Origin of the sequence: Actinomadura graeca, from assembly GCF_019175365.1 — a bacterium.
Classification (GTDB): domain Bacteria; phylum Actinomycetota; class Actinomycetes; order Streptosporangiales; family Streptosporangiaceae; genus Spirillospora; species Spirillospora graeca.
In genome coordinates this window covers 7858711-7874199 of sequence record NZ_CP059572.1, presented here as the reverse complement: position 1 = coordinate 7874199, position 15489 = coordinate 7858711, and the positions used below count along the sequence as shown (strand labels likewise).

The window sequence follows — 15489 nt, the reverse complement described above, 5'->3', positions numbered from 1 at the left end:
ATCTGCGAAAGAGGAGATTCATGATCGTTCGTTCCCTTGACGAGATCATCGGCACCGAGCGCGACGTCCAGGCCGAGACCTGGTGCAGCCGCCGTTTCGTCCTGGCCAAGGAGGGCGTGGGGTTCTCGCTGCACGAGACCATCCTGTACGCCGGCACCGAGACGAAGATGTGGTACGCCAACCATGTGGAGGCCGTGTACTGCATCGGCGGTCAGGGGGAGCTGATCAATGAGGAGACCGGCGAGAAGCACCGCATCGAACCCGGAGTGATGTACCTGCTGGACGGGCATGAGCACCACACGCTGCGTGCTCACACCGACGTGCGGACCGTCTGCGTCTTCAACCCGCCCTGCACGGGCCGGGAGGTCCATGACGAGAACGGCATCTACCCGCTGCTCACCGAGGAGGACGCCTGATGAGCATCATCGAGTCCCACCCGACGATCGACGACGCCTACCCCACCCGCAAGGCCGCCGAGGCCGCGCTGCTGTACCGGCAGGACCCGGTCGTGTACGGCGGCCCGCAGGACGGCCCCATCGACGCCGCCACGCTCGACTCGTTCGACGCGAACGGCTATCTGTCGGTCCAGGAGCTGCTCGCGCCGGCGGAGGTGGAGGACTACCGCGCCGAGCTGCGCCGGCTGGCCTCCGACCCCGAGATCCTGGCCGACGAGCGCACCGTCACCGAGCGCGGGTCGGACGAGGTCCGCTCCATCTTCGAGGTCCACAAGATCAGCGAGGTCTTCGCCACGCTCGTCCGCGACCCCCGCGTCGTCGGACGGGCCCGGCAGCTCCTCGGCTCCGAGGTCTACGTGCACCAGAGCCGGGTCAACTACAAGCCGGGGTTCACCGGCAAGGACTTCTACTGGCACTCGGACTTCGAGACCTGGCACGCCGAGGACGGCATGCCGCGTATGCGCGCGGTGAGCATCTCCATCGCGCTCACCGAGAACTTCGTGCACAATGGCGGGCTAATGATCATGCCTGGCTCGCACAAGACGTTCGTGGCCTGCGTCGGGGAGACCCCGTCCGACCACTACAAGGAGTCCTTGCGCGGCCAGGAGATCGGCACACCCGACCCCAACAGCCTGTCGATCCTGGCCGACAAGCACGGGATCGAGCTGTTCACGGGCCCGGCGGGCTCGGCGACCATGTTCGACTGCAACTGCATGCACGGCTCGAATGGGAACATCACCCCGTTCCCCCGCTCCAACGTGTTCATCGTGTTCAACAGCGTCGAGAACACGTGCGTCGAGCCGTTCTCAGCGCCCGCGCCGCGTCCCTCGTTCATCGGGGCGCGCGACTTCACGCCGGTCGCCTGACAACAATTCGATAACCCCGACCCATCGGCCCCGCGCCCGCGGGGGGCTCCGGCCCCCCTCGGGCGCGGTGGCGCACCTTCCAGGAGTTCAACGATGACTTCCTCGAGACGCGACTTCCTCCGCACCGCCGTGCTGCTGTCCGCCGCCGTCCCGCTGGCCGCGGCGGGCTGCTCCACGACGGATCCGGACGAGGAGAAGTCGGGCGGCGGCTCGCTGCAGAAGGCCAAGGACGCGGGCAAGATCACGGTCGGCTTCGCCAACGAGGCCCCGTACGGCTACACCGACAAGTCGGGCAAGCTGACCGGGGAGGCGCCCGAGCTCGCACGGGTGGTCTTCAAGGAGCTCGGCATCGGCAAGGTGGAGGGCGTCCAGGTCGACTTCGCCGGCCTCATCGGCGGGCTCAACGCCAAGCGGTTCGACGTGATCGCGGCAGGGATGTTCATCACCCCCGAGCGCTGCGGCTCGGTGGCGTTCTCCGACCCCGAGTACGTGGCCAAGAGCGCCTTCATGGTCCGCAAGGGCAACCCCAAGGGGCTGACGAAGCAGGACGATCCCGGCAAGAAGGGCGCGAAGGTCGGCGTTCTGGAAGGCGCCGTCGAGCAGGGGTACGCCGAGAAGAGCGGCGTCAAGAAGGGCGACGTCAAGGTCTTCCCCGACCAGGCGAGCGCCTTCGAGGGACTGAAGTCCGGGCGCATCGACTGCATCTGGCTGACCCGCATCTCACTGGCCGACCTGCTGTCCAAGCACCAGGGCGAGCCGTACGAGGTCACCCCCCCGTTCACGCCGGTCATCGACGGCAAGGAGCAGCTCGGCGCCGGCGCGTTCGCGTTCCGCAAGGCCGACACCGAGCTGCTGAACGCCTTCAACGGCAAGCTCGCCGAGCTGAAGAAGGGCGGCCGGCTGCTGCCGATCATCCAGCCGTTCGGGTTCACCCAGGCCGAGATCCCCGCCCCGGACGACACCGCCGCCAAGTTCTGCAAGGGTTGATCGGGTGTCAGAGGTCCTCGACGGCTACGAGCAGTGGCTGAAGGGCGCGTGGCTCACCCTTCAGCTCACCGTCTACGGCAGCGGCGTGGCGCTGGTGCTCGCGCTGGTCTTCGGGCTGGCGGGCACCTCGCGGCACGGCGGGGTCCGCGCGCTGAACCGGATCTACGTGGAGTTCTTCCGCGGAACCGCGACGCTCGTCCTGCTGTACTGGTTCTTCTACGCGCTGCCCCTGGTCGGCATCAAGCTCACCTCGACGATGGTCGCGGCGGTGCTCGCGCTCGGCCTGAACGTCGGCGCCTACGGCGCGGAGGTGGTCCGCGGCTCGATCAAGGCGGTGCCGCGGGCGCAGTACGAGGCGACGGTCGCGCTGAACTTCACGCCCTTCCAGCGGCTGCGGCGGGTGCTGCTCCCGCAGGGGTTCGCGCTGATGCTGCCGCCGTTCGGCAACCTGCTCATCGAGCTGATGAAGGGGACGGCGATCGTCTCGCTGGTCGGCCTCGTCGACCTGACCAAGGTGTCCAGGAATCTGCAGGGCAGCACGGGCGAGACCGTCGCCGCGTTCACCGTGGTCCTCGTCCTGTACTTCGTCGTCGCGCAGGTGCTGCAGCAGTTCGTCCGCCTCGCCGAGCGCCGCGTCGACCGGATGCTCGGGCGGCGCCCCTCCCGTGAGCCCTCGCTGGGAACGATCTCGGCGGGCGCGCCCGGAGCGGGGGTGTCCAGCTGATGGAATGGGACTGGCATTACACCGGCGACATCATCCCCGACCTGCTGAGGGGCCTGCGCTACACCGTCGTCGCGACGCTGCTCGGCTACGTGATCGCCGTGCTGCTCGGCCTGGTGTGGACGCTGCTGCGCCGCACGCCCAACGTCCTCGTCCGGCAGGCGGTGCGGTGGGTCACCGAGTTCATCCGCTGCACCCCGCTGATCCCGCAGCTGTTCTTCGTCTACTACGTCATGCCCGTGTGGGGGGTGACGCTCTCGTCGCTGACCGCCGGGGTGATCACCCTGGGGGTGCACTACTCGACCTACACGGCCGAGGTGTACCGGGCGGGCATCTCCGACGTCCCGCGCGGGCAGTGGGAGGCGGCGACCGCGCTGAACCTGCCGAGGTCGCGGGTGTGGCTGGACGTCGTGCTGCCGCAGGCGGTCCGCAAGGTGATCCCGACGCTCGGCAACTACCTGATCGCGATGTTCAAGGACTCGCCGCTGCTGCTGGCGATCGGCGTCACCGAGCTGCTCAGCACCGCGCAGTCCATCGGGTCCAGGACCTTCGAGTACCTGGAGCCGATGACCATGGTGGGCGTCCTGTTCATCGTGGTCAGCGTCATTTCCTCGATCCTCGTCCGCCGCCTGGAGAGGCGTTATGCCACCAACTGACACCCCACCAGAGAAGGGCGCGGTCCTGCCGCACGGCGACGCCCCGGGGATCCGCTTCGAGAAGGTCGTCAAGCGGTTCGGCGGCAACGTCGTGCTCCGCGGCCTCGACTTCACCGTCGCGCCGGGCGAGCGGGTCACGCTCATCGGGCCGAGCGGGTCGGGCAAGACCACGATCCTGCGGCTGCTGATGACGCTGGAGAGACCCGACGAGGGCCTCATCTGGGTCGGCGACGACACGCTGTGGCACATGGACCGCGGCGACAAACGCGTCCCGGCGAACCAGAAGCACCTGCACGAGATGCGCAAGCGGATCGGCATGGTGTTCCAGCAGTTCAACCTGTTCCCCAACATGAACGTGCTGCGCAACCTCACCGAGGGGCCGGTGCGTGTGCTCGGGGTGCCCAAGGACGAGGCGGTCGAGCGCGCGCGGGGCCTGCTCGACATGGTCGGCCTCTCCGACAAGATCGACGCGCATCCGTCGCAGCTGTCGGGAGGGCAGCAGCAGCGCGTGGCGATCGCGCGGGCGCTGGCGATGGAGCCCAGGGTGCTGCTGCTGGACGAGGTGACGTCCGCGCTCGACCCCGAGCTCGTCGTCGGCGTCCAGGACCTGCTGCGCGACATCGCCCGGCAGAGCGACCTGACGCTGCTGTGCGTCACCCATGAGATGACCTTCGCCAAGGACATCTCCGACCGGGTCCTGATGTTCGACGAGGGGCAGATCGTCGAGGAGGGCCCCCCGGAGCAGATCTTCGGTGAGCCGTCCGAGCAGCGCACCCGGGACTTCCTCCAGGCCGTGCTCGCCTCCTAGCGGCTCCCGGCCCGACCCGAGCGTCGCCCGTGTCCCCGTCGCCCCGGGGACGCGGGCGATCCCGGGCTCAGCCGGTGCGGGCGAGCCAGGTGACCTGGGTGCCGTTGTCGAACTCCTCGCGGGCCGTGGGGGTGAACGGGGCCGGCCCGAACCCGCCCGCGAAGACGGGGACGCCGGCGCCGGCGACCACCGGGTAGGTCTTGATGATCAGCTCGTCGATCTCGGGCAGCAGGGACGCGGCGAGCCGGCCGCCACCGGCGAGCCAGATGTCGCCGTCACCGTCCGCGGCCTTGAGGGAGCGGACCAGGCCGAGGGGGTCGCGGACGAGCGTCACGGCGGGATCGGCGATCTCCGGCAGCGTCGTGGACGCGACGTACTGGCGGACGTGCGCGTACGGGCTGGTCACGCCGATGTCAAGGGCGGGCCGGTAGGTGCCGAGGCCCATGACGAGGGTGTCGAACCGCCGGTTCGGCGCGTCCTCAAGGCCGAGCTTGGAGCGGATGTGCGTGGGGAGGGTCTCCGGGTAGCTCTCGGTGATCCAGCGCATCATCTGGTCGCTGACGGGATAGAAGTCGATCTCCCCGCCGGGACCGGCGATGTAACCGTCAAGACTGATCCCGACGTAATAGACGAGCGCGCGCATTATCGACTCCGTTTATAGTACTCTACTTGAAGTGGTTTGAACGTAGTACTACAAGCGGAGTGGTGTCAAGTGCGCAAGAACGCCGAGCGCAGGGCGGCCCTGGTGGACGCCGCGATCGAGGTGCTGGCCAGGGAGGGTGCCCGCGGGCTGACGTTCCGCGCGGTCGACGCGGAGGCCGGGGTGCCCATCGGCACGGCCTCCAACTACTTCGCCCGACGGGACGACCTGTTCACGCAGGCGGGCGGGCGGATCTACGAGCGGCTCCAGCCGGACGCGGCGACGCTCGGCGGGATGGCGGAGGGGCCCCGCGACGTCGCCCAGGTCACCGCGCTGCTCCGCGACGCGGTCGGGAGGATCTCGGCGTACCGGACGGGCTACCTCGCGCTGCTGGAGCTGCGGCTGGAGGCGACCCGGCGTCCGGAGCTCCGCGCCGTCCTGACCGAGCGGGTGCGGGAGGACGTGGAGGAGAACGTCGCGCGGCACCTGGCGTCGGGGATGCCCGGTGACGCCACCTCGGTCCGGCTCCTGTACCTCGCGCTGAACTGGCTGATCGTCGAGCACCTCACCCTGCCGGGGGTGTTCGCCGAGGAGGACGTGCGGCGGCTCGTCGGCGAGGCCGTGGAGCGGGCGCTCCCCCGCGAGGAGACCCGGCCCCGCTAGGAGAGCCGGCGGCCGGGGCCCTTCTTGATCTGCTCGATGAACAGGCCGGCGAGGGCGTGCTGGCCGTTCACGGTCGGGTGGTAGCTGCGCGCCTCGGCCTGGAATGCCGACAGGTTCAGCGTCAGGCCGTTCATGTACGGGTCGGAGCTGCCCACCTCGTGTCCGGCGAAGGCGCTGTAGGCGTCGACGAACTCGACGCTGCCCTGCCCGCGCCGGGCGGCGATCCGCGCGTCCGCCTCGGCGGCGGCCTGCCGGACGAGCTGGCCCAGGTCGTAGGCGCGCGCGTTCAGCCACTGCTGCTCGGTCACGCTGATGTTGTCGCCGCTCGTGCCCTTGACCTCGGAGAACGCCTTCGGGTAGCCCATCAGCACGATCCGGGCGCGCGGCGCGCGGGCGTGCACCTCGGCGATCAGCGCGGGCAGGTTGCGGCGCAGATCCGACATTTTCCCGGCGATGTCACCGCCCTGCCGGGTGCAGCTACCGCTCCACGGGAGCTTCACCACGCACCCGGCGACGACCTTGGAGAAGCCGATGTCGTTGCCCCCGACGCTCATCGTGACGAGGCTCGTGTCGGCGCCGATCCGCCCGAGCTGCGAGGGCTCGCCGTGCCGGCCGTCCCGCACGTCCGCGGTGGTGGCCCCGGAGCACGCCCAGAACGCGGAGCCCTTCGGGAAGGCGAACGCCTTGGAGACCTCGTGGTAGTACGCCTTGGACGTCCGGTGGCAGCGCTCAAGGGGGTTCTGGTCGGCGATGGACGCTTCGGCGCCGACACCGGCGGAGTAGGAGTCGCCGAGCGCGACGTAGGACCCCCACGTCGCGGCCTCGACGGGGGTGAGGCCCTTCCCGGGCGCCGACACCGGATCGGCGCGCACCTCCTCAGGCCGGGGTTCACGGCAGCCGCCGCCGAACACCTCGCACCGGACGGCGGGCAGCGCCACCAGGGGCACGCCCCCGAGCGCCAGCAGCCCCGCCATCGCCGCGACGGCGAGACCCCGCTCGCCGAGACGGCCCCGCACCCATCGCACCCACGACCCCGGGCTCGTCATCGCTCTCCTTCGGCTCCATCGGGCAGACGTCCGCGGGGCGCCACGGGTTCCCGCCTTTACGTTGTAGATTTATTTCAGGGACACGGGCGGGGTCAGCCGCGTCCCACGGGCCCACGATACGCGCGGAGGGCGCCCGGCCGGAGGCGCTCAGGCGGACGGCGCCCACATCACGACGCGCGGGCCGAGGTCGTGCAGGCCCGCCTCGATCTCGGCGTCCCAGTGGGCACGCAGACCCGGCCCCCAGCGCTCCTCGGGGAGCTCGGCGAATCCGTGCCGGGCGTACCAGGGCCCGTTCCAGGGGACGTCCCGGAACGTCAGCAGGCTGACGCCCGGCGACCCGGCGGCCGCCGCGCGGTCCAGGACGGCTTTCAGCAGCCGGACGCCGATCCCCCGGCCCACCAGATCGCCCCGCACCGAGATCTGCTCCAGGTGCGCGGCGCCGTCCACCCGCCCGACGGCGGCGAACCCCACCGGCGGGTCCCCGGCCACGAGGATCTCCGCGTCCGTGCCGGTCAGCTGCTCGACGACGGTCGGCCCCGGCGGGAAGACGATCCCGAGCGGGGCGAACATCGGGTCCGCCGAATCCTCGATCGCCGGCAGGTCCGCGAAATCCGCAGGGCCCGCCAGGCGCACCTCGTGCTCCATACCGCGATCGTAGGACCCCGCGCCGGTCCCTCCGAGGCCGTCAGGGCGGCGCCGTCACCGGCAGGGCGACGTCCCGTGCCCCGCCGCACCACCGCGTGAATGCGGTCGCCAACGCCGAGAGCGGGGAGACGCGCAGCAGGTGCATCTGCCCGCCATCGCGTCGCCCGCGCCGAGGCAGAACATGAGCGCAGGAACCGACCGTTGATGACGCTCCGGGGTGCCCCCGCGCTCCACCGGGCGGCGCGTACAGGAAGACTCTTCCTGGTGACGATGCTGCCGGACCCCGCCGCGCCGCGGCGGCGACCGGCTGGACGTCCCGTCCGCCGATCGGTGGACCCGCAAGAGAAGGAGCCGCATGATCTACGCCGAGACCCCGCTGACCGGCCCGATGCGGGAGGCGGTCCGGCGGTCGTGGGGCCACCCGGCGGGCGGCCCCGCCGAGCGCCTGTTCGGCGGCGAGGAGTCGGCCGCCTACCGCCTCGGCGACGTGGTGGTGCGCGTCAGCCCCGCCTGGCGGGGCGAGGCCGAGACCGAGTGGTGCCACGCGGTCGCCGCGCACGCGGCGGCGCGGATGCCCGAGGCCGTGGCGCCGCTGCGCGCCCGGGACGGCGCCACGGTCGTCCGGGTGGACGGCCGCCCCCTGTCGCTGTGGCCGCACGTCGAGGGCGAGTGGCCCGACGAGGACGATCCCGGCATGCGGACGCTGGCCGCCGGAGTCCTCGCCCGGCTGCACCGCGCGCTGGCGTCGTACCGCCCCCCGCCGCGCCCGGCGGCGTCCTTCGCGGCGACCGGCATGGACGGCAAGCCGCCCGAGGACGTGCCGGGGCTCGCCGACCCCGCCCTCGACCGGTGGCTGGCGGCCTTCCACGGCCGGGGGACCGCGCGGCAGGTCGTCCACGGCGACTACTACTCCGCCAACACCCTCGCCCGCGGCGGCCGCCTCGTCGCCGTCCTGGACTGGGACGAGTGCTTCGTCGCGGCCCCCGAATACGAGGTCGCCGCGGCGGCCCTGGAATGGACGGACGCGCCCGCCGGGACGCAGGAGCAGCGGCGCCGCTTCGTCGCCGACTACCACCGGGCGGGCGGCACCGCGGGCCCCATGGACGACGAGACCGTGGCCCAGCTCATCCGGCACCGGCTGCGCCGGGAGGCCGCCTACTTCGAGCTCGCCAGGCGGCGCGGCGTCCAGCACGACGAGGACGATCTCGCCTACCACGAGGAGCGCAACGCGGCCTTCTTCAAGCTGAGGCCGTGACACGGCGGAAAACAGGATGCGGCCACAAGAAGCGGACTCCCATCATGGGGGATGGGCTGGACGCTGACGGACGACGCCGAGGAGTTCGCCGCGGGCGCGGAGACGTTCCTGCGTGAGGACCCCATTGGCAACACGGTGCTGCTCACCGTGCTCGGGAGCCTTCGCACCAGCGGCCGGGACGGCCCTGCGGTGAAGTTCGGCTGGTGGTCGGAGGGGGCGGGCACCGGCGGGGCGTTCGTGCTCACCGGGACACGTCCCTTGCTGCTCAGCGCGCTGGCGGTTCGGGCCGCCCGCGAACTGGCTGAGGAGCTGCGCTCGCGCGGCGTGTCCTTGACGGCGGTCAACGCGGGCGAGCCGACCGCGGAGGGCTTCGCGGACGCGTGGGCGCGGCGCACGGGCGCCACGGCCACGGTGCGTAGACGGATGTCCCTGTACCGGCTGGACCGCCTCCGGCACCCGGACCCGATGCCCCGGGGCGCCGCGCGCGTCGCGTACGGCCCCGACCGCGGACTGCTGATCGACTGGTACGCGGCCTTCACCGCGGACACGGGCGAGCCCGGCGGCCCGGCCTCGGCGGCGATCGACGACAAGCTCGGATACGGCGGACTCCTCCTGTGGGAGGTGGACGGGACCTCCGTGGCCATGGCCGGGCGGACGCGGGCGGCGGCGGGCGTGGCACGGGTCGCGCCGGTCTACACGCCCGCGCGGTGGCGCCGCCGGGGGTACGGCGCCGCCGTGACCGCCGCCGTCACGGCCTCGGCCCTGCGGGACGGCGCGAACGACGTGGTCCTGTTCGCCGACGCCGCGAACACGACGAGCAACGGCGTATACCGCCGGCTCGGCTACCGCGCCGCCCGCACGTGGTCCATCGTCGCGTTCACCTGACCCCAGACCCACGAACCCCGGAGACCGAGGCTCCCAGAGACCCCGGCTCCCGAGAACGCGGAGACCCGAGAACCCGGGAACCCGGAGACGCGAAGAGTCTGGGGACTCCGAGGACCTGGGGACGCGGGAGCGTGAGAACGCGGGGATCCGGAGACGCGAAGACCCGGGGACCCAGAGAGCCGGAGAACCAGAGAGCCGGGACTCGGAGACCCGGGGACCCGGGAACACGGTGTACCCGGGAGACGCGGGGACGCGGGGACGCGGAGAGCCGGGGACCCGGGAACACGGTGTACCCGGGAGACGCGGGGACGCGGGGACGCGGAGAGCCGGGGACCCGGGAACACGGTGTGCGGCGGTTCGGCGGCCTCCGCGCGCGGGAGACGGGCGTGGGTTGCGCGGGGTTGCGCGTTGGCTGTCGGCTTGCCTTGGAGGACCGCTTCCCTGCGGCCGCGGACGTCGTGTGGGCGGCCGTCGCGGGCGTGGTCAGCTGACGCCGGCCTCCTTCATGTCGCGGAGTTCGCGCTTGAGCTCCTTGATCTCGTCGCGGAGGCGGGCGGCCAGCTCGAACTGCAGGTCGGTGGCGGCCTGGTGCATCTGGTCGGTCATCTGCCCGATGAGGCCCTCCAGTTCCTCGCGGGGCCGCTCGCCGACGAGGTCGGCGGCGTGCCGGCCGACCTCCTTGGTGCGGGAGGCGAGGCCGGGGACGGGGGCCTTGCCGCGGCTGCGCTGGCGGCCGGCGCCGCCGATGAGGGTCTCGGTGTCGGCGTCCTCGCGGGCGAGGGAGTCGAGGATGTCGGCGATCCGCTTGCGCAGGGCCTGCGGCTGGATGCCGTGCTCCTCGTTGTAGGCCTGCTGCTTGGCGCGGCGGCGGTTGGTCTCGTCGATCGCGCGTTCCATGGACGGCGTGACCGTGTCGGCGTACATGTGGACCTGGCCGGAGACGTTGCGGGCCGCGCGGCCGATCGTCTGGATGAGGGAGGTCTCGGAGCGCAGGAAGCCCTCCTTGTCGGCGTCCAGGATCGCGACGAGGGAGACCTCGGGCAGGTCGAGGCCCTCGCGCAGCAGGTTGATGCCGACCAGCACGTCGAACTCGCCGGCGCGCAGCTCGCGGAGCAGCTCGATGCGGCGGAGCGTGTCGACCTCGCTGTGCAGGTAGCGGACCTGGATGCCGAGTTCGAGGAGGTAGTCGGTGAGGTCCTCGGCCATCTTCTTGGTCAGGGTGGTGACGAGGACGCGCTCGTCGCGTTCGGTGCGCAGCCGGATCTCGTGGATGAGGTCGTCGATCTGGCCCTTGGTGGGCTTGACGACGATCTCCGGGTCGATGAGGCCGGTGGGACGGATGACCTGCTCGACGACGTCGCCCTTGACCCGGTTCATCTCGTAGGTGCCGGGCGTCGCCGACAGGTAGACGGTCTGGCCGATGCGGTCGAGGAACTCCTCCCACTTCAGCGGGCGGTTGTCCATCGCGGACGGGAGCCGGAACCCGTGCTCGACCAGCATCCGCTTGCGGGAGGCGTCCCCCTCGTACATCGCACCGATCTGCGGGACGGTCTGGTGCGACTCGTCGATCACCAGGAGGAAGTCCTCGGGGAAGTAGTCCAGGAGGGTGTTGGGCGCCGTACCGGGGCCGCGGCCGTCGATGTGGCGGGAGTAGTTCTCGATGCCGGAGCAGGTGCCGACCTGCCGCATCATCTCGATATCGTAGGCGGTGCGCATCCGCAGCCGCTGCGCCTCCAGCATCTTGCCCTGCCGCTCCATGACGGCGAGGGTGTCCTCCAGCTCGGCCTCGATGGCGCCGATGGCCCGCTCCATGCGCTCGGGCCCGGCGACGTAGTGGGAGGCGGGGAAGACGTACAGCTCCTCGTCCTCGGTGATGACCTCGCCGGTCAGCGGGTGCAGGGTCGCGAGCTTCTCGATCTCGTCGCCGAACATCTCGATGCGGACGGCGAGCTCCTCGTACTGCGGGATGATCTCGATCGTGTCGCCGCGGACGCGGAAGGTGCCCCGGGTGAAGGCCAGGTCGTTGCGCGTGTACTGCATGCCGACGAGCTGGCGGAGGAGGTCGTCGCGCTCGATCTCCTGCCCGACGCGCAGCCGGACCATGCGGTCGACGTACTCCTGCGGGGTGCCGAGGCCGTAGATGCAGGACACCGACGCGACGACGACGGTGTCGCGGCGGGTGAGCAGCGAGTTGGTCGCCGAGTGGCGGAGCCGGTCGACCTCGTCGTTGATCGAGGAGTCCTTCTCGATGTAGGTGTCGGTCTGCGGGATGTACGCCTCGGGCTGGTAGTAGTCGTAGTAGGAGACGAAGTACTCGACGGCGTTGCCGGGCATCATCTCGCGCAGCTCGTTGGCGAACTGGGCGGCGAGGGTCTTGTTCGGCTGCATGACCAGGACGGGCCGCTGGAGCTTCTCGACCAGCCACGCGATGGTGGCGGTCTTGCCGGTGCCGGTGGCGCCGAGCAGGACGGCGTCCTTGGCGCCGCCGCCGATGCGCTCGGCGAGCCCGGCGATGGCCTGGGGCTGGTCGCCGGACGGCGTCATCTCGGTGACGACCTCGAACGGCGCCACCCGGCGCCGAAGATCGGTGACTGGCCGCATGCCGGCTCCCCCTCCTCTGGCTACTCCCCCACTGTATGCAGGGACTACGACAATCGCGGACGCCCCAATATTTCCGCAGGTCAGGAGGCGGGAAGCGGGAGCCGCGCGCGGACCGCGTAGCCGCCGTCGGCGCCCGGCCCGGCCTCGAAGCTGCCGCCGAGGGCGGTGACCCGCTCGCGCAGGCCCACCAGGCCGTTGCCGCCGCTCGGCAGGCCGTGGTCGGGCGGGGCGGTGGGGGCGCAGTTGGCGATCTCGACCTCGACGGCCTCGGGGAGGAGCCCGAGGTCGATCCGGGTGTCGGCGGCGCCCGCGTGCTTGTGCACGTTGGTGAGGGCCTCCTGGACGAGCCGGTAGACCGTCCGCCCGACGGCGGTGGGCATGGGACGCTCCTCGCCGCGGATCGCCAGGTCGACGCGGAGCCCGGCGGCGCCGGACTGGCCGACGAGCTCGCGGACGTGGGCGAGGGTCACCGCCTCCTGCGGCAGTGCCTCCTCGCCCTGCCGCAGCACGCCGATGACGTGGCGGAGCTCCTCCAGCGCCTGGCGGCCCATGTCGCCGATCACCCCCGCGGTCTCGGCGGCGCGGGCGGGGTCGCGGACGGCGATGGCCCGGAGCGCGCCCGCGTGGACGACCATGACGCTGATGCGGTTGGCGACCACGTCGTGCATCTCGCGGGCGATGCGGGTACGTTCCTCGCCCCGCGCGCGCTCCGCGAGGAGGTGCTGTTCGCGCTCCAGCCGCGCCGCCCTCTCCTGGAGGGAAGCGAGCAGTTGCTTGCGCGCCCCCATATAGAGGCCCAGGAGGACGGGGACGGCGGTGAAGGCGACGCCGAAGACGACCTGGGCCAGGAGCGGCTGGTCGCTCGCGGTGGGCCCCGGGAACGCGAGGGCGACCGCGAACCCGATCGCCGCCAGCCCCCACGCGGTGCGCCGGGACGGGGCGTAGGCGGCCAGCGAGTAGAGGATGACGAGCCCGGTGAACATGCCCGCGCCCGTGACGGTCGCGAAGGCCATCGCGAAGACGGTGAGCCGGACCGGGTGGCGGCGGCGGAAGACCAGCGCCAGGCCCATGATCACGCTGCACGCCGACACGACGGGCGGCGGAAGCCAGAACTTTTGGTCGGCGAACCACAGGGCGATGCCGTCCACGGTCGCCAGCGACACCGCGAGGGTGATGTCGAGCGCGCGTGAACGCCGCGCCGGCCACGCCGCCGACCACCAGCCCCGCAGCTGCATGCGACCGAGTCTATGGGCAGGGCGGGGACCAAGGTCGTTTTGGGAAAAGAAGGTGATGCGCGGCACCCCGCGCCCGGCCCGCCCCAGGTCGTCCCGGGGAGCCCGGAACGCCTGACCTGCAGGGGCTTGCGCACGGTGGCCGCCTTCCCGGTGCTGTGGTTACGATGACGGCGCCGACAAGGACTGGGGTAACCGCATACAATGACCCGTTTCGCCACCTGGCTCGGGAAGAACGCCGACGCCTTCATCGCGCTGGTCCTGGCCATCGCCGTCGCGGTGCTCGGCGTCGGGGTGGACCTGCCGCACGAGGACGACGTCACCAACAGCGCGATCCTCGCCGTCATCGGCCTGCTGGCGACGTCGGTGCTGCGCGACCGGGGGCGGCGCATCCCCGTGGAGGCGGAGGTGCGCGACACCCTGCGGGCCTCGTCGGCCACGCTGGACGACCTGAGCGGCAAGCTGACCCACATCGAGGCGTTCGAGGGCGTCCTGTCCGACACCAAGCGAGCCCTGGACGAGACCACCGTCGTCCGCGTCATCGGCGGCGCGCAGGTGGCGCACGTCCTGGCGGAGGCGCGCCGCGACACCGACCGCTGGTTCTTCAAGGGCGGCACCGGGACCTATATCCGCGCCAAGACGCTGCCCGAGTGCGTGGCGGCGGCCCGCCGGGAGCGGCGGACGCTGCTGTTCCGCCTGGAGATCATCGACCCGACGGACGTGGAGGTCTGCGAGGCGTACGCGCGGCACCGCCGCTCGGTGGCCGACGGCCCGGACGCCACCGGCGAGCCGTGGACGGTGGAGCGCACCCGCAAGGAGGCGTACGCCACGCTGCTGGCGGCCTGCTGGCACAAGCAGCGGTTCGGGATGCTCGACATCGACATCGGCCTGGCGCGGACGATGACGACGCTGCGCTACGACCTGTCGTCGTCGCGGGTGGTCGTCACGCGCGACGACCCGCGCGGCGAGGCGCTGGTCATCGACAGCACGAAGTTCTACTACAGCTGGGTGAGCGCCGAGCTGCAGACCAGCCTGGACCAGGCGCGGCGCGTCCCGGTCGAGCAGGCGAGGCTGGCGCCGCTGGACGACGAGCCCACCGTCGAGGAGGTCCGCGAGCTCTTCAAGGTGATCGGCATCGACCTCGCCCAGGGCTACACCGACCGGGACGTCATCGAGATCATCAGGAAGGCGCTGCGGGCCAAGGACCCGTACGAGTGAGACCGCCGAGTGCGGCAGCGATCGATTGCGAGCGATTGCGGGCGATGAGGTACGAGGAGATCCGCGGGGAGATCGGCGCCGGGACCGCGGCGCGCACGCTGCCGCCCTGGGCGCGCCGGGTCCTGGAGGAGGTCGCCGCGGGGGAATCCCCCGTCCCGGCCGTCCGCCATCCGCTGGGATTCCTGTGCCTTCCCGTGGAGCGGACCGGCGACTACGGGGTGTGCCTGCACATCTGGACGCCGGAGGTGGAGCCGGCCCCGTCGACGACCTCGTCCGTGCACTGCCACAGCTGGGATCTGATCAGCTTCGTCCTGTACGGGACGGTGCGGAACGTCCGGATGGACGTGCACGACGGCCCGGACGGCGCGGCGCGGCAGGTCTTCGAGGTGGTCAGCCGGGGCGACGTGGACGAGCTCAGGGCCACCGGCCGGGCCGTGCACTGCTCCCCCGGCCCTTCCACCACCCACCGGACCGGGGAGTCCTACACCCTCCCGGCGGGCGTGTTCCACAGCACGCTCATCGAGGACGGTCAGGACGCGGCGACCGTCGCGCTCGGCCGCCAGACGCCCGGGGGCGGCGACCTCTCGCTGGGCCCGCTGGACATCGCGTCCCATCGGGTGCATCGTTCTCGGTCCGACCCCGGTGAGGCCGTGCGCGCGCTCCGGCGGTCGGCGCGCCGCATCGCCGACGCGCATCCGCCCGAGGGCGGCCCCCCGGCCGCCGACCCGTCCCCGGACCCGCCCGGCGGGCCCCGACCGTCCGTCCCGCACCCGCGGCGTCACCGCTCGGCGCGCCGGTAGGGCGCGCCGGA

The 15489-nt window shown here is 71.7% G+C and carries 16 protein-coding genes; 11 read left to right on the top strand and 5 right to left on the bottom strand.

What is annotated here, in order from left to right; all coding sequences use genetic code 11:
• The first annotated feature begins 20 nt into the window (after nucleotides 1-20).
• The 6 genes from AGRA3207_RS35085 (at nucleotide 21) to ehuA (ending at nucleotide 4493) form a co-directional block, all read left to right on the top strand.
• Nucleotides 21-416, top strand: a complete 396-nt coding sequence (locus AGRA3207_RS35085; RefSeq protein ID WP_231331542.1) for an ectoine synthase — start codon at nucleotides 21-23, stop codon at nucleotides 414-416.
• Complete coding sequence (gene thpD / locus AGRA3207_RS35080) at nucleotides 416-1321, top strand: ectoine hydroxylase (RefSeq protein ID WP_231331540.1); 906 nt, start codon at nucleotides 416-418, stop codon at nucleotides 1319-1321. Before AGRA3207_RS35085 ends, thpD begins: the two co-directional genes overlap by 1 nt.
• A 93-nt stretch (nucleotides 1322-1414) precedes the next feature.
• Nucleotides 1415-2308 (top strand): ectoine/hydroxyectoine ABC transporter substrate-binding protein EhuB, encoded by an 894-nt coding sequence (ehuB, locus tag AGRA3207_RS35075; RefSeq protein ID WP_231331539.1) that lies wholly within the window; start codon nucleotides 1415-1417, stop codon nucleotides 2306-2308.
• A 4-nt stretch (nucleotides 2309-2312) separates the two neighbouring features.
• The gene (gene ehuC, locus AGRA3207_RS35070) at nucleotides 2313-3032 is read left to right on the top strand and encodes an ectoine/hydroxyectoine ABC transporter permease subunit EhuC (RefSeq protein ID WP_231331538.1); all 720 of its coding nucleotides are present in this window, start codon (nucleotides 2313-2315) and stop codon (nucleotides 3030-3032) included.
• Nucleotides 3032-3685, top strand: a complete 654-nt coding sequence (ehuD, locus tag AGRA3207_RS35065) for an ectoine/hydroxyectoine ABC transporter permease subunit EhuD (RefSeq protein ID WP_231331537.1) — start codon at nucleotides 3032-3034, stop codon at nucleotides 3683-3685. Before ehuC ends, ehuD begins: the two co-directional genes overlap by 1 nt.
• Nucleotides 3672-4493, top strand: a complete 822-nt coding sequence (gene ehuA, locus AGRA3207_RS35060) for an ectoine/hydroxyectoine ABC transporter ATP-binding protein EhuA (protein ID WP_231331536.1) — start codon at nucleotides 3672-3674, stop codon at nucleotides 4491-4493. Before ehuD ends, ehuA begins: the two co-directional genes overlap by 14 nt.
• Nucleotides 4494-4560: 67 nt before the next feature.
• On the opposite strand, the gene AGRA3207_RS35055 is transcribed toward ehuA, so the two are convergent.
• Nucleotides 4561-5136 (bottom strand): dihydrofolate reductase family protein, encoded by a 576-nt coding sequence (locus AGRA3207_RS35055; RefSeq protein WP_231331535.1) that lies wholly within the window; start codon nucleotides 5134-5136, stop codon nucleotides 4561-4563.
• A 69-nt stretch (nucleotides 5137-5205) separates the two neighbouring features.
• Here AGRA3207_RS35055 and AGRA3207_RS35050 point away from each other — a divergent pair, with 69 nt between their 5' ends.
• A complete protein-coding gene (locus AGRA3207_RS35050) occupies nucleotides 5206-5796 on the top strand; it encodes a TetR/AcrR family transcriptional regulator (RefSeq protein WP_231331534.1) in 591 nt (196 codons plus the stop codon).
• Here the strand turns inward: AGRA3207_RS35050 and AGRA3207_RS35045 are convergent.
• Together AGRA3207_RS35045 and AGRA3207_RS35040 are read right to left on the bottom strand one after the other, a co-directional pair.
• Nucleotides 5793-6842 carry an SGNH/GDSL hydrolase family protein gene (locus AGRA3207_RS35045; protein ID WP_231331533.1) on the bottom strand — a complete coding sequence of 350 codons (1050 nt, stop codon included), beginning with the start codon at nucleotides 6840-6842 and terminating at the stop codon, nucleotides 5793-5795. The two genes, AGRA3207_RS35050 and AGRA3207_RS35045, sit on opposite strands and share 4 nt — an antisense overlap.
• A gap of 147 nt (nucleotides 6843-6989) precedes the next feature.
• A complete protein-coding gene (locus AGRA3207_RS35040; protein WP_231331532.1) occupies nucleotides 6990-7487 on the bottom strand; it encodes a GNAT family N-acetyltransferase in 498 nt (165 codons plus the stop codon).
• 355 nt (nucleotides 7488-7842) lie between these two features.
• Between AGRA3207_RS35040 and AGRA3207_RS35035 the strand changes: the two genes are divergently transcribed.
• The gene (locus AGRA3207_RS35035) at nucleotides 7843-8742 is read left to right on the top strand and encodes a phosphotransferase (protein WP_231331531.1); all 900 of its coding nucleotides are present in this window, start codon (nucleotides 7843-7845) and stop codon (nucleotides 8740-8742) included.
• Nucleotides 8743-8793: 51 nt separating this feature from the next.
• A complete protein-coding gene (locus AGRA3207_RS35030; RefSeq protein ID WP_231331530.1) occupies nucleotides 8794-9627 on the top strand; it encodes a GNAT family N-acetyltransferase in 834 nt (277 codons plus the stop codon).
• Between the two features lie 483 nt (nucleotides 9628-10110).
• Here the strand turns inward: AGRA3207_RS35030 and uvrB are convergent, their stop codons facing one another.
• Nucleotides 10111-12228, bottom strand: a complete 2118-nt coding sequence (gene uvrB / locus AGRA3207_RS35025; protein ID WP_231331528.1) for an excinuclease ABC subunit UvrB — start codon at nucleotides 12226-12228, stop codon at nucleotides 10111-10113.
• Nucleotides 12229-12308: 80 nt separating this feature from the next.
• Nucleotides 12309-13463 (bottom strand): sensor histidine kinase, encoded by a 1155-nt coding sequence (locus tag AGRA3207_RS35020; RefSeq protein ID WP_231331527.1) that lies wholly within the window; start codon nucleotides 13461-13463, stop codon nucleotides 12309-12311.
• A gap of 201 nt (nucleotides 13464-13664) precedes the next feature.
• On the opposite strand from AGRA3207_RS35020, the gene AGRA3207_RS35015 reads away from it, so the two are divergent.
• Both AGRA3207_RS35015 and AGRA3207_RS35010 read left to right on the top strand, forming a co-directional pair.
• A complete protein-coding gene (locus AGRA3207_RS35015) occupies nucleotides 13665-14678 on the top strand; it encodes a hypothetical protein (protein WP_231331526.1) in 1014 nt (337 codons plus the stop codon).
• 44 nt (nucleotides 14679-14722) lie between these two features.
• Nucleotides 14723-15478: a hypothetical protein gene (locus AGRA3207_RS35010; RefSeq protein WP_231331525.1), complete on the top strand. Its 756-nt coding sequence runs from the start codon at nucleotides 14723-14725 to the stop codon at nucleotides 15476-15478.
• Nucleotides 15479-15489 lie beyond the last annotated feature (11 nt).

What these genes read in the sequence shown, in the direction of transcription:
- ehuB (WP_231331539.1), top strand. Translation starts at nt 1,415, where the DNA reads ATGACTTCCTCGAGACGCGACTTCCTCCGCACCGCCGTGCTGCTGTCC.
- AGRA3207_RS35045 (WP_231331533.1), bottom strand. Translation starts at nt 6,842, where the DNA reads ATGACGAGCCCGGGGTCGTGGGTGCGATGGGTGCGGGGCCGTCTCGGC.
- AGRA3207_RS35035 (WP_231331531.1), top strand. Translation starts at nt 7,843, where the DNA reads ATGATCTACGCCGAGACCCCGCTGACCGGCCCGATGCGGGAGGCGGTC.
- AGRA3207_RS35010 (WP_231331525.1), top strand. Translation starts at nt 14,723, where the DNA reads ATGAGGTACGAGGAGATCCGCGGGGAGATCGGCGCCGGGACCGCGGCG.
- AGRA3207_RS35040 (WP_231331532.1), bottom strand. Translation starts at nt 7,487, where the DNA reads ATGGAGCACGAGGTGCGCCTGGCGGGCCCTGCGGATTTCGCGGACCTG.
- AGRA3207_RS35055 (WP_231331535.1), bottom strand. Translation starts at nt 5,136, where the DNA reads ATGCGCGCGCTCGTCTATTACGTCGGGATCAGTCTTGACGGTTACATC.
- ehuA (WP_231331536.1), top strand. Translation starts at nt 3,672, where the DNA reads ATGCCACCAACTGACACCCCACCAGAGAAGGGCGCGGTCCTGCCGCAC.
- ehuD (WP_231331537.1), top strand. Translation starts at nt 3,032, where the DNA reads ATGGAATGGGACTGGCATTACACCGGCGACATCATCCCCGACCTGCTG.
- AGRA3207_RS35030 (WP_231331530.1), top strand. Translation starts at nt 8,794, where the DNA reads ATGGGCTGGACGCTGACGGACGACGCCGAGGAGTTCGCCGCGGGCGCG.
- AGRA3207_RS35015 (WP_231331526.1), top strand. Translation starts at nt 13,665, where the DNA reads ATGACCCGTTTCGCCACCTGGCTCGGGAAGAACGCCGACGCCTTCATC.
- uvrB (WP_231331528.1), bottom strand. Translation starts at nt 12,228, where the DNA reads ATGCGGCCAGTCACCGATCTTCGGCGCCGGGTGGCGCCGTTCGAGGTC.
- thpD (WP_231331540.1), top strand. Translation starts at nt 416, where the DNA reads ATGAGCATCATCGAGTCCCACCCGACGATCGACGACGCCTACCCCACC.
- AGRA3207_RS35085 (WP_231331542.1), top strand. Translation starts at nt 21, where the DNA reads ATGATCGTTCGTTCCCTTGACGAGATCATCGGCACCGAGCGCGACGTC.
- AGRA3207_RS35020 (WP_231331527.1), bottom strand. Translation starts at nt 13,463, where the DNA reads ATGCAGCTGCGGGGCTGGTGGTCGGCGGCGTGGCCGGCGCGGCGTTCA.